This window comes from Streptomyces phytophilus, from assembly GCF_013870535.1.
GTDB classification, from domain to species: domain Bacteria; phylum Actinomycetota; class Actinomycetes; order Streptomycetales; family Streptomycetaceae; genus Streptomyces; species Streptomyces phytophilus.
On the sequence record NZ_JACBXC010000070.1, the window covers coordinates 1 to 12,537 of the forward strand.

The window sequence follows — 12,537 nt, forward strand, 5'->3', positions numbered from 1 at the left end:
TGCGGCGGCCGCTCGGCGGGCCGGGGACCGGAGCCGGCCCGCCGGCCCGCCGCGGTGCGGCTGCGGGTCGGGCGATCAGCAGACGGTCAGGGCGTCGGCCTTGTCGTTCTTGGAGTTGCCGACGTAGGAACTCGACGACACTGCCGTGGAGATCCACAGAGTCGACCAGCCGCTGCTCGTCCAGTTGTAGACGTAGGTCTTGGTGCCCCTGGACTGGTTGTTGTGGTACGACGACGTCTTGTCGGTGAAGCTCCACTCCCGCAGGTGGTTGAAGTTGCAGTCCTTCCAGGCCAGCCGGCGGCCGTTGAAGTCCTTGTGCTCGTAGAGGCAGGTGTAGTACTTGGCGCAGTTCGCCGTGCCGAGGGCGCCCACGGCCTCGTCGACGCCGCGCGCCTTCTGCTCACCGGGCAGCGGCAGCGTCATCACGGACTGCCCGTCCCCCGAGGTGATCTCGTTGACGCCGGTCTGCCGCGCGCCGGGCGTCTGCGCGAGCTGGGCGTCGACCTTCTTCTGCAGCCCGGCGGCCTCTGCCGTGCCGAGCCCGGCCTGCTTCGCCTCGGCGGCGAGCGCGGCGTCGAGCCGTGCCTCCGGCGTCGAGCCGGAGGCCGGCGCGGACAGGCCGACGGCGGCGATGACGCCGGCCGCGGCCACTGCGGAAACCCTGACGGTCATGCGCATGATGTGAATCCCCCATTCCTGCACTCCCCGCACCCCCTGCGCGGGGCCCGCAACCGAAGGGCCGGGCCGTGTCCACCCGGCCCTCCGCGTTGCGGCCACCACGATCACCCGCCGGGCCCTTGGCGGACCACCCCTTTGCCCCCCACCGCAAAGCCCCCGGTCACCGCCCCGGACCGGCCGCGTACGCCCACGGCGACCCGCCCGGCGGCACGCCCGGCCCGCCGGGGGCCGGGGGTGCCGCTTTGCCCATATGGTTCCGCGGGGCCGGCAGTGGATAGGCTCAACTCTCCGCGTACGTAGGCAAGTTCGACCGTGGCGAGACGAGGAGTGGCGGCAGTGACGCCTGACGAAGGACCCGCGATACCCGGCATCCCGACCGACCGTCCCACCTCGGCCCGCGTCTACGACTGGATGCTGGGTGGCAAGGACAGCTACGAGGTCGACCGCGACATGCTCCGGGTCGGGCTGAAGCGGTTCCCCGAGGGTGTGGACATCACCCGGCAGAACCGGCAGTTCCTCTACCGCGCGGTGCGCTACCTCGCGCGCGAGGCCGGGATCCGCCAGTTCCTCGACATGGGCTGCGGCCTGCCCACGAACAACAACGTCCACCAGGTCGCCCAGGAGTACGGCACGTCGACCCGGGTCGTCTACGTCGACATCGACCCCATCGTCCTGGCCCACGGCCGCGCGCTCCTCGCCGACGACGACTCCACCGTGGTGATCACCGCCGACATGCGCGACCAGGAGGTGGTCCTCGGCCACCCGGACCTCCAGCGGCTCATCGACTTCGACGAGCCGCTCGCGGTGCTCTTCCTCTCGGTGATCCACCACCTGACCGACGCCGACGACCCGCGCAGCATCCTGCGTACCGTCATCGACAACGCCGTGCCGGGCAGCTACCTCGCGCTCTCCCAGGTCGTCTCCGAGGACGAGGAGTACGCCAGGGCCACGACCGAGTACATGAACACCACCCGAGTCCCCTGGGTGACCCGCACCCCCCAGCAGCTCGACGCCTTCACCGAGGGCCTGGAGCCGGTCGACCCCGGCATGGTCAACCTCGTGAACTGGCGCCCGGACGCGACCCAGCCGCCGCTGCCGCCGGTCTCGCCGGAGTTGGAGACGTACGTGGGCGTCACGGAGAAGAGCGACAAGCTGTACGAGTACGGCGGCGTCCTCCGCAAGCCCTGACGCAGGCGGGGGGCGGTACGGACCCCCGGAGTGCGTTCAGAAACTGAACGCGGAAGAGCAGACCTCGGGTTGAGTCCTGACGAGAGGTGTTGACAGCGGTTTCGGGCGGCTCTAGTTTCTGCGACGCCCCTCTGAGAGCGCTCTCACCCTCCTCTGTCCCCCACTCATTGCGAGGTACGCAGCTCGTGGGACCACATCCGAAGCGCAGACGCACCCTCCTGGCCCTCACCGCCGCCGCCACCGTCGCCGTCGGGGCCGCCCTGCCCGCCGGGTCGGCCAGCGCCGCCGAGATACCGGTCGGCAGCGGCAGTTACTCCGACACCCGGCCGCCCGGCACCTCCGGCCCCGTCGACAACGCCGGGCAGCCGGTGTCGCCGAAGGTGACCGAGCGGGTCGCGGACCGGCCCGTACCGACCAACGACTGGTGGTCCTCGCTCGCGTTCCAGCGGGCCGCCGACAACCCGTACTCCCTGCCCATGTTCGGCCACCCGCTCAGCTACCGCGCCGTGGCCGGCGGGCTGGAGGTCGGGTACGCCACCGAGCACGTCGTCGTCGGGGGCGGCGCGCAGTACGAGTTCCAGCACAAGGCCGACCTGACCCTGGGCGTCGACGGCCTCAACTCGCCCGACGCGAAGGCGGACGGCTGGTCCGACTGGACCGTCAGCCCCTACTGGTCCGGCGGGGGCCGCACCCTGCGGGCCACCATCGGGCACGGCAGCCCCTTCGTCTACGCCGAGGCCACCGGCGGCGCCGCGCAGATCACCGCCGCCGCCGCGCCCGAGGTCTTCGCCGACGACGGCAACGCCCTCGGCATCACCGTCGGCGGCAAGCACTACGCGCTCTTCGCCCCCACCGGCAGCGACTGGACCGTCTCCGGCAGCACCCTCGCCGCCGACCTCGGCGGCAAGGACTACTACTCCGTCGCCGTCCTCCCGGACACCGGCGCCTTCGAGACGTACGGCCGCTACGCCTTCAGCTTCGTCACCGGCTCCCGCGTCGACTGGGACTACGCGCCGGACCAGGGGCGCATGAACGCCACGTACACGCTGGAGACCGAGGCCCGCGAGGGCACCGAGACCGGCACCCTCCAGGCGCTCTACCCGCACCAGTGGAAGCACACCTCCGACCAGCTCACGGCGTACGAGTACATCTCGCCGCGCGGCACCATGAAGGTCCGCGAGGGCGCCTCCTTCACCACCTCCCAGGACGTCACCGGCGTCCTGCCCGCGCTGCCGGAGTCGGGCGGCGTGGACCGGGGGCAGCTGACGGCCTTCGTGAACGAGGTCGCGGACACCGCCTCGATCGGCCGCGCGGACACGTACTGGACGGGCAAGGCCCTCGGCCGCCTCGCCCAGGTCGTGCCGATCGCCGACCAGATCGACGCGACGGCGGCGCGGGACAAGATCCTCGGGGTGATGAAGTCGCGGCTGGAGGAGTGGTTCACGGCGGGCGGCGAGACGGAGTTCTCGTACGACGCGGTGTGGAAGACGCTCACCGGCTATCCGGCCTCGTACGGCAGCGACACCGAGCTGAACGACCATCACTTCCACTACGGCTACTACGTCATGGCCGCCGCGATCGTCGCCCAGTACGACCCCGCCTGGGCGGCGGACTCCGCCTGGGGCGGCATGGTCCGCGAACTGATCGCCGACGCCGCCAACCCGGCCCGCGACGGCGACCGCTACCCGTTCCTGCGCGGCTTCGACGTCTACGCCGGCCACAGCTGGGCCGCCGGCCACGCCGGCTTCGCGGCGGGCAACAACCAGGAGGCGTCCTCCGAGTCGGTCAACCTCAGCGCCGGCCTGATCATGTTCGGCGCCGCCACGGGCGACACCGAACTGCGCGACCTCGGCGTGTACCTGCTGACGACGGAGTCCGAGGCCGTACGCAACTACTGGTTCGACGCCGACGAGGACGCCTTCCCGGCGGACTTCCAGCACAACACCCTGGGCATGGTGTGGAGCGCCGGCGGCGCGCACGCCACCTGGTGGACGGGCAACCCGGAGGAGATCCACGGCATCAACGTCCTCCCGGTCACCGGCGGTTCACTGCACCTGGCCCGCGACAAGGCGGCGATCGACCGCAACCTCGCCGAGATGGAACGCGAGAACGGCGGCCCGGCGGTCGAGTGGCGCGAACTCCTCTGGGAGTTCCAGGCCCTCAGCGACCCGGCCGCGGCCCGCCAGGCGTACGCGGCGGGAGGCGGCGGCACGTACGCGCCGGAGGCCGGCGACTCGTGGGCGCACATCTACCACTGGATCCACACCCTCGCGGCGACGGGCGCACCGGACACCACGGTGACGGCGGACAGCCCGACGGCGGCGGTGTTCGCCACGGGCGGCACGAAGACGTACACCGCCCACAACTACGGCGCCACGGAACAGACCGTGACCTTCTCCGACGGCAAAACCCTCACGGTCCCACCCCGCAGCTCCACCACCGACCCGGGCTGACCCCACCAGCCCCCCACCAGCCCTCCACCCGTGCCCCGCGCCGCCCTCGAACCCCGACCCCGCGGGGCGGCGCGGGGCGCACCTTTGGGGAGGAGGCGACTGGGAAGATCGCACGCGTGTAACCGTATTTCTCCTGAACTGTTCTGACTTGAATTCTGTTCAACGTATATCTGCTGTGCGTTGCTGAAAAACCTATGTCCGGTCGCCCTCGCGGGCGCGCTCCAGCCACGTCCACCGCCAACACCTACGACACGGTTGCCGGGCGGCTGACCGAGGTGGACGACTTCGCCGACAACTCCACCGCCTCCGACAACCGGTGCACCCGCAGCACGTACTCCGCCAACGAGGAGAAGAACATCCTCGTCCTGCCTTCGAGGGTGGAGACGGTCGCCAAGGCATGCGGCGACCCCGTCGACCGCACCAAGGACGTCATCACGGATGTCCGCACCGCCTACGACGGCGGCGCCGTCAGCGGCACCCCGTCCGTTCCCAGCAAGGGGGACGCCACCGCGACCGCGGTGCTGAAGTCCCGCACCGCCGATGAGGCCGTCTACCTGGAGTCCACCGCCGCGTACGACGACTACGGGCGCGAGCTGACCAGCACGGACCTCACCGCGAATCTGACTTTCAATACGAGCGGACAACTCCAGTCGCGCAGCGCGCGGACGGACGGTCGTACCTCTACTACCGCATACACCCCGGCGACCGGGTTCGCCACGCAGGTCAAGGAGACCACGCCCCCGGCAACCCCCGGCAACGCCGCCACGGCGCTGACCTCCACCACCACCTACGACCCGATGCGCGGGCTCCCGCTCACCCAGGCCGACGTGAACGGCAAGACGACCACGTCGGCGTACGACGCTCTGGGACGTACGACCAAGGTGTGGCTGGCCGACCGGCAAACCGGCCTGACGCCGAGCTACGAGTTCACGTACCAGGTGACCGAGGGGAAGCCGGTCGCGGTCGGCACCAAGACCCTCGGCAACTCGGGCGCCCAGCGCACCTCGTACACCTTCTTCGACGGGTTTCTGCGCGAACGCCAGACTCAGGTGCCCGGCCCTCGCGGGGGCAGGCTTCTGAGCGACGTCTTCTATGACGAGCGGGGCCTTGTCGCCGAGACCTTCGAGCCGTACTACACGGACAAGCTGCCGTCCCCCGAACTGTTCGCCCCGGACAACGCAATCTCCGTGGAGACGCAGTACCACCACTCCTACGACGGTCTCGGACGCAATATCCAGACCGAGCAGGTGGCGGGCAGCGGAGCCGGCCGCACTGTTCTGGCGACCACGACCACCCAGTACCGCGGCGACCGCACGACGGTGATCCCGCCGGACGGCGGAACCACCACGACATCCCTCGCCGACGCCCGCGGCCAGACCACGGCCGTGCGCCAGCACCACGCGCGGAGCGCGGAGTCGGCCTACGACGAGACCGGCTACCGGTACACGGCGCGCGGCGAGTTGGAGAAGGTGACCGACCCGGCCGGGAACTCCTGGACGTACCGCTACGACCAGCTCGGACGCCAGGTCGAAGCCGACGATCCCGACAAGGGCACCACCACCTCGGCGTACGACGACCGCGGCCAGGTCACCTCCACCACGGATGCCCGCGGGACCAAGCTCGTCAGCGTCTACGACGGCATCGGGCGCCAGACCGAGCTGCGCGAGTCCTCGCCCACCGGCGCCCTGCGCGCCGACTGGACGTACGACACCGTCAGCGGCGCCAAGGGGCATCTGGCCACGTCGACCCGCTACGTGGACGGCGAACCGTACACGAACAAAGTCGTTGCCTACGACCGCCAGTACCGGGTGCTGCGCTCCTCCGTCACCATTCCGGCGTCGGAAGGCGCGCTGGCCGGGACGTATCTCTCCGGGACCACGTACAACGTCTCAGGCACCGTGCAGGCCGTCGGCTTCCCGAAGGCCGGGGCGCTGCCGTCCTCAAGCGTGCGGTACACGTACGAGGACGAGACCCTCCGCCCGATCGAACTCGGCGGTGACCAGGGGCTGAAGGCGAAGACCAGCTACACCAACGACGGCAAGCCGCAGTGGCACGAGTTGTCGAACAGCAGCAAGACCGTCGAGGTCACGAACACCTACGAGCGCGGGACGCAGCGGCTTGCCACCTCGCGCGTCGAACGTCAGGACGTGCCCGGCGTCGACCAGCACAACACGTTCACGTACGACGCGGCCGGCAACGTGCTGTCGGTCGCCGACGTCTCGCGGTCGGGCACGGACACCCAGTGCTTCGACTACGACTTCGCGCGCAGGCTGACCACGGCCTGGACCGAGGGCGACACCGAGTGCTCCGCTCAGCCCTCGGGCGGGGCAGTGGGCGGCCTGGCGCCGTACTGGCACTCCTACACGTACGACAAGGTCGGCAACCGCCTCACCGAGACCCAGCACGACGTCGGCGGCGACGCGACCAAGAACACCGAGCGCACCTACGCCTACCCGGCGCCGGGCGGTCCGCGGCCGCACAGCCTCACGTCCGTCACCAGCACCGGCCCGACCGGCACCGCGCAGGACAGCTTCACCTACGACGAGGCCGGCAACACCGCCACCCGCAACCTGGGAGGCGACGCCCAGACGCTGGCCTGGGACGCCGAAGGCCATCTGGCCAAGGTCACCGAGCCGGTCGAGGGCAGCGCCGACAAGGTCACGGACTACGTCTACGACGCGGACGGCAACCGCCTCATCGCCCGTACGCCCACGGAGACCACCCTCTACCTCGGCCACACCGAGGTCACCCTCCCCAAGGGCGCGACCGCGGCCAAGGCCACGCGCTACTACGACCTCGGCGGCGGCCACCAGGCGGTCCAGGAGGACGACGGCAGCGTCTCGTTCACCCTGGCCGACCACAACGGCACCGGCCAACTGGCCATCGACGCCGCCACCCAGACCCTCGACCAGCGCCGCAGCCTCCCCTTCGGCGCCCCCCGCGGGCCGGAACCGGCCTCCTGGCCGGGCACCCGCGGCTTCGTCGGCGGCACCGACGACACCGCCAGCACAGGACTGCAGCACCTGGGCGCCCGCGAGTACGACCCGAAGCTGGGCCGCTTCATCAGCGTCGACCCGCTGCTGGAACTCGACAAACCCCAAACCCTGAACGGCTACACCTACGCCGCCCAGAACCCCCTCACCTTCAAGGACCCCACCGGCCTGGGACTCGACTGCGGCAAAGGCTCCCCGAGCGGCGTGAGCTGCGGGAGCGCGCAAACTCGCGCGGACGGCAGCCGCGGTGGCCCGAAGGGGAGGCAAACGGGTGGCGGGGTCATGGGCCCGCCGGCTGTGAGTCACCCCTGCAACAGCAACTGCTCCTCACAGAGCCCCGCTCAGACGATCGAAATCGTCCAGGAGGGCGGGACCGTCTGGATGGAGGGCGTCCCGCTGCCAGCGGCCGTCGAACTCGAACGGATGTACCCGACGCTCCGCAGCACAGAAGACCGGATGGATCAGTACATCCAGTCCAGGTGCCGAGAAGGGGAGACTGCTGCGAGCGACACGGCCTTCTGTGGCGCCGCAGGCGACCTTGGCTGGCTGGACCGGGATCCGACTCTCTTCGACCAGGTAGTGCTTTCCGTGGTCGCTCCCGATATCGACGCGTGGAAAGCTTGTCTGAAGAACCCGGGGGTCAACAGCGCCTGCGGCTCCGCTGCTCTCGACCTGCCTTGGGCCCAGGCGCTCAAGCCAATCAAGGTCCTCAAGGCGGCGAAATCTTGCGCGAAGCGACATAGCTTTGTCCCTGGCACCGAGGTGCTGCTGGCCGATGGCAGTTCCAAGCCCATCGAGGATCTCCGGATCGGCGACAAGGTGGTCGTCACCGACCCGGAGACCGGCAAGACCACGATTCGCGAGATCGTGGCCACGATCACCACAGAAGACGACAAAGATTTCGTCGACCTCACGATAAAGGCCGATGGCAGCACCAGCACCCTGACGTCCACCACCACGCACCCGTTCTGGACGCGGGAGAAGAACGACTGGGTAAACGCAGGCGACCTCACGCCCGGCCAGACTCTGCGCACAAACGGCACCACAGCCACCGTCGAGGATGTCCGCTACCACACCAAGCGTCAACGCACCCACGACCTCACGATCAACGATATCCACACGTACTATGTACTCGCCGGAAACGCGCCGGTGCTAGTGCATAACAGTTCGTGCTTGGAAGTCGATGAGATATCCGAGAATATTTCTAATCACGCTCTTGAATCTGCGAAGCGGCCCGACGGAGACGGTACCCATTTTGTACGAGGTGTCGATGATGGGGCACTCCCGTACTACGTGGATGGCGTGATCAACGGCAATGTCCCCAACGTTCGAGTCAGGCACCTGGCGAGAGGCCGTGTCGGCTACTGGGACCCGGACAAGCGGGCGGTCATAATCGAAGATGGTGATGGGGGCACGCTGTTCACCCCCAAGGGCGGAGAGACCTGGTTCGATGAAGTACTTCGATAACAGTCAGCCAGCGGACGAGCCGCATGGAACTGGTGCACTCGACCTGGAAGCGAGCGACGTTGAGATCCTGTTCCAGGTTGCTCACCAGCTCGCGAACTATGATGAAACCCGGCTCGCGGAACTAGGTTGCCCGAAAGCCGATCTAGAAAGGCTTATCGATGGTCTCCGTATAATCCGGCACCGGGTTGGAGATTCGTTGAAGCTCCGAATTTTCGTGATCGAAGGAGCTCTCAGTAAAGAGGGGGTAGGCGGGTCAGGGTCAATGGGCGCCGAGGTTAAGGAGAATGATGCGATTACCCTCCGCACGGAACTGCCGATAGCTGCAGCGAAATTCTCCGAATTCATGCAGTTTTTGATTTCGTCTATCGGGTCGCGAGAGCTATTCCTCAGGACCGGATTTCACCTGGAAGAACTGGAATCACTCATTACGAAGTTCGAAGGGCACTTGGCCAGGTAACAGCCACGCGTCAGCCCGACCCCGACGGTTCCACGAGATGTCTGGTGGGGGTCGTCGGCGTTCTGGAGGCGCCGATGTGGGAATGGCCGAGGAGTTCCTTGATGACGACGAGTTCGATGCCCTGGTCCAGGAGCAGGGTCGCCACTGTTTGGCGAAAGCCGTGGAACCGGATGCGCCGGAGGCCGGGTGCGGAGGAGCGTGGAGAAAGTACGTGTCAGATCGGTGGGGCGACCGGACGGGTCGCAGGCGTGGTGAACGCGTGACCCGCAAGAGCGGGTGGAGCAGTTCACAGTGGTGTGGGTCGATGACGTCATCGGGACCTTCCGCCGGTATGACATCGGGCGTACCACGCCCTTTCCGGCAGAGCTGATCAAGAGGCAGGTGGAGCGGCTGGCCGAGGCGCAGGATCAGCGGGTCAGGTGAGGAGTTGTTCCGCGGGGGCCGGGAGTTCCTGGCCTATCAGGGCGTGGAGGCGGGGGTACGCGGTCGGGTGGCCCAGGAGGATGGCGGCCTGGAGGGTGTTCGCTTCCGGGTCCAGGATGAGCTTGGCGTAGCGGGGGGTCGGGGCCGGGTGGGTGTAGGTGAGTTCTATGGCGTCTGCCGGCTTGGCGTGGGGGTTGCCCATGCTGGCTACGTCCACGCCCGGGAGCTTCAGCACCGTTGACGGTTCCGCCGGGGACAGCGGGGGTGGGGGCTCCGGGGTGTTCAGGAGGTGGCCCGCGACTGTTGCTGCCATGTGGTAGCCCGGGGCCGCCGTGCCCGTGCGGGTGCCGTGGATCGCCGCGCAGTCGCCAATCGCCCAGATCGCCGGGTCCGGGGTGCGGCAGTCTTCGTTCACCAGGTAGCCGCCCCTGTCGCCTCGCGGGAGGTCCGCGTCCGCTGCCAGGTCGTCCCTGGGGCGCGTGCCTGCCGTGAAGACCACCAGGTCTGCCCTGATGCTGGTTTCGTCGGTCAGGGTTATCCCTGTTGCCTCGCCGCTCCGGTTCGTTTCCACCGAGAGCAGCCCTTTTCCCTCGTTCAGGCGGATTCCCGTCTCGTTCAAGCTCGTTGCCAGGAGTTCTGCCGCCGCCCCGTCCAGTTGTGTCGGCATCAGATGTCTGGCCGCCTCCACCACGTGCGTCCGTACCCGCAGGTGGCGGTGGAGTGCCTCCGCTGTTTCCAGGCCCAGGAGGCCGCCCCCGACGACCACCGCGGTTCGGTCGCCGCCGCTCTCCGCCGCCTCGCGGATGGCGTTCACGTCGTCCAGCGTCCGGTACACGTGGCACCCCCGCGCCTCCGCCCCCGGGAGCGGCGGTCTCGCCGGGGTCGCTCCCGTCGCCAGGACCAGGGCGTCGTACGGGATCCGCTCTCCCCCCGCCGTCACCACCTCGTGCGCCGGTCTGTCGATGCCCGCCGCCCGCGTCGACGTGCGTACCTCCAGCATCGGATCCTCGTCCAGCGCCCGCAGTGTCAGCTTCGCCTCCGGTACGCCCCGCAACCTGTCCGTCAGCGCTATGCGGTTGTACGCGTCGTGCTGCTCCTCACCCAGGACCGTGATCCGCCAGCGGTTTCCCCGGTCCCGTGAGCGCAGCTCCTCCACCAGGCGGTGTGCCGTCATTCCGTTGCCGATGACCAGCAGGCGGTTCATGATCCGACCTCTGCGAACTCGCGGCACAGGACCTTGATGTCGTCCGTGCACGAGCCGCAACCCGTCGTCGCCCTCGTCGCCTCCACCAGCGCCTCCTGCGTCCGGGCGCCCTCCTCCCATGCCGACGCCAGTGCCCCCTTCGTCACGTTGTTGCACCGGCACACCACCGCCTCCGGCGGCAGTTCCGGCAGCGGGCCCCCGCGCGGGGCGGGGCGGCCGAGGAGGAGGGCGAGGCGGCTTTCCGGGAGGGGGGTGTCCGCGGCGTAGAGCTGGGTGAGGGTGGCGAGGGCCTGGGGGAGGCCCGTCACGACCGCCGCCCGCAGGCGGCCCTCGGCATCCAGCGAGATCCGGGCGTAGCGGCCGCGGGCCGCGTCCCGGTACGTGACTATCTCGTCCCCCGCCTCTCCTTTCCCGTCGCCCAGTACCCCCAGCGTCAGGCCCGGCACCCGTAGTCGGAACACCGGGCGGCGGGCTGCCGTCCCGTGGGGTGCCGATCCGCCCGTCAGCGATCTCGCCACCCTCTCCGCCTGCTCCCAGCCGTCGTACAGCGAACCCCCCGGTTCCGCGCAGTCGCCCACCGCGCGTACGGCCGGGTCGCTCGTCCGGCCCTCCGCGTCGACCAGCACCCCGCTCCGTACCGCCAGGCCCGCCGCCTCCGCCAGCCGGGTGCGGGGGCGGACGCCCGTGCAGCACAGGAGGGTGTCCCAGGGCAGCAGCCACTCGTCGTCGAGCGCGAGCTTGCCGGGCCGCACCTCCGCCGCGATCCGGCCCAGCTCCAACCCGACGCCCAGCCCCGCCAGATGCCGCGTCAGCACCTCGCCGGCCCCGGCGTCGAGGCGGTCGTCCAGCGGGTACGGGCCCGGGTGCACCAGCGTGACCCGCCGGCCCGCGCGGCGCAGCGCCGCCGCGGCCTCCACGCCCAGCGGGCCGCCGCCGAGTACGACGATCTCCTCGCCGCGCACGCGGGCGCAGTCCGTACGCGAACGCAGGCCGGTCACACCGTCGATCAGCCAGCCGGAGGCGTGGCGCAGTCCGGGGACGGGCGGGAGGTGCGGGCGGGCGCCGGTGGCCAGCACGAGGGTGTCGTACGGGAGCCGGTCATGCTCTGTCGTACGCACCTCCTGCCGCCGGCGGTCGATACCGGCCGCCGAGACGCCGTGGCGGACGGTCACGTCGGGCATCCCGGGCACCCCGGGCAGGCGGTTCAGGTCGGGCAGGTGCAGGTCCGCGGGGGTGAGACTGCCGTCGAGGAGGGCGGGGAGGAGGACGCGGTGGTAGGCGGGGCCGGGTTCGGCGTCGAGGAGGGTGACGGGTCCCTCGTGGCCGTGGTGGCGCAGGCGTTCGGCGACGCGGTGGCCGACCGGGCCGCCGCCGACGACCACGATCCGGGCCCGCGTTCCTGTCCCCGTCGTCGCGTCGCCTGCCGTCCCTGCCGTCCCCGCCGTCCCGCCCCTCCTCCTGAGCCTCACCCCGCCGCACCCCGCACCGCCGGTTCCGGTTCCGGTTCCGGCACCCCCGCCTCCCGTACCTCCACCGGCTCCACCCGCACCGCGCTCACCTTGAACTCCGGCATCCTGCTGCGCGGATCCAGCGCCGTCCCCGTCAGCAGGTTCGCCCGTCCGTGCCCCGGGAAGTGGAACGGCAGGAACACCGTGTCCGTCCGCAGCGTCGCCA

Annotated in this window: 9 protein-coding genes and 1 pseudogene; 5 read left to right on the forward strand and 5 right to left on the reverse strand. The window is 69.7% G+C overall.

What is annotated here, in order from left to right; all coding sequences use genetic code 11:
• Positions 1–75: 75 nt before the first annotated feature.
• A complete protein-coding gene (locus H5J30_RS06825; protein WP_258563154.1) occupies positions 76–672 on the reverse strand; it encodes a peptidase inhibitor family I36 protein in 597 nt (198 codons plus the stop codon).
• A 342-nt stretch (positions 673–1,014) separates the two neighbouring features.
• Here H5J30_RS06825 and H5J30_RS06830 point away from each other — a divergent pair, with 342 nt between their 5' ends.
• From H5J30_RS06830 to H5J30_RS06845, 4 genes are all read left to right on the forward strand, one after another.
• A complete protein-coding gene (locus H5J30_RS06830; protein WP_181786256.1) occupies positions 1,015–1,866 on the forward strand; it encodes an SAM-dependent methyltransferase in 852 nt (283 codons plus the stop codon).
• Between the two features lie 185 nt (positions 1,867–2,051).
• Positions 2,052–4,319, forward strand: coding sequence for a glycosyl hydrolase (locus tag H5J30_RS06835; protein WP_181786257.1), 2,268 nt, complete (start codon positions 2,052–2,054; stop codon positions 4,317–4,319).
• 194 nt (positions 4,320–4,513) lie between these two features.
• Entirely contained in the window at positions 4,514–8,779 is a 4,266-nt protein-coding gene (locus H5J30_RS06840; RefSeq protein ID WP_309505450.1) for a polymorphic toxin-type HINT domain-containing protein, read from the forward strand.
• Positions 8,763–9,236, forward strand: a complete 474-nt coding sequence (locus H5J30_RS06845; protein WP_181786258.1) for a hypothetical protein — start codon at positions 8,763–8,765, stop codon at positions 9,234–9,236. Before H5J30_RS06840 ends, H5J30_RS06845 begins: the two co-directional genes overlap by 17 nt.
• 10 nt (positions 9,237–9,246) lie before the next feature.
• Here the strand turns inward: H5J30_RS06845 and H5J30_RS37665 are convergent.
• A pseudogene (locus H5J30_RS37665) lies at positions 9,247–9,501 on the reverse strand (tyrosine-type recombinase/integrase); the annotation flags it as partial.
• Positions 9,502–9,512: 11 nt separating this feature from the next.
• On the opposite strand from H5J30_RS37665, the gene H5J30_RS06855 reads away from it, so the two are divergent.
• Positions 9,513–9,659: a hypothetical protein gene (locus tag H5J30_RS06855; protein WP_181786262.1), complete on the forward strand. Its 147-nt coding sequence runs from the start codon at positions 9,513–9,515 to the stop codon at positions 9,657–9,659.
• Here the strand turns inward: H5J30_RS06855 and H5J30_RS06860 are convergent.
• From H5J30_RS06860 to H5J30_RS06870, 3 genes are all read right to left on the reverse strand, one after another.
• Positions 9,652–10,863, reverse strand: coding sequence for an NAD(P)/FAD-dependent oxidoreductase (locus tag H5J30_RS06860; protein WP_181786259.1), 1,212 nt, complete (start codon positions 10,861–10,863; stop codon positions 9,652–9,654). The genes H5J30_RS06855 and H5J30_RS06860 overlap by 8 nt on opposite strands.
• Entirely contained in the window at positions 10,860–12,332 is a 1,473-nt protein-coding gene (locus H5J30_RS37435; RefSeq protein WP_309505452.1) for an FAD-dependent oxidoreductase, read from the reverse strand. Before H5J30_RS37435 ends, H5J30_RS06860 begins: the two co-directional genes overlap by 4 nt.
• Positions 12,329–12,537: molybdopterin dinucleotide binding domain-containing protein (locus H5J30_RS06870; protein ID WP_181786261.1), on the reverse strand; the 209-nt coding region annotated here is incomplete at its 5' end. The genes H5J30_RS37435 and H5J30_RS06870, both read right to left, overlap by 4 nt.

Excerpts from the sequence above, each read along its gene's own strand:
- H5J30_RS06860 (WP_181786259.1), bottom strand. The coding sequence starts at position 10,863 with ATGAACCGCCTGCTGGTCATCGGCAACGGAATGACGGCACACCGCCTG.
- H5J30_RS06840 (WP_309505450.1), top strand. The coding sequence starts at position 4,514 with ATGTCCGGTCGCCCTCGCGGGCGCGCTCCAGCCACGTCCACCGCCAAC.
- H5J30_RS06825 (WP_258563154.1), bottom strand. The coding sequence starts at position 672 with ATGACCGTCAGGGTTTCCGCAGTGGCCGCGGCCGGCGTCATCGCCGCC.
- H5J30_RS06845 (WP_181786258.1), top strand. The coding sequence starts at position 8,763 with ATGAAGTACTTCGATAACAGTCAGCCAGCGGACGAGCCGCATGGAACT.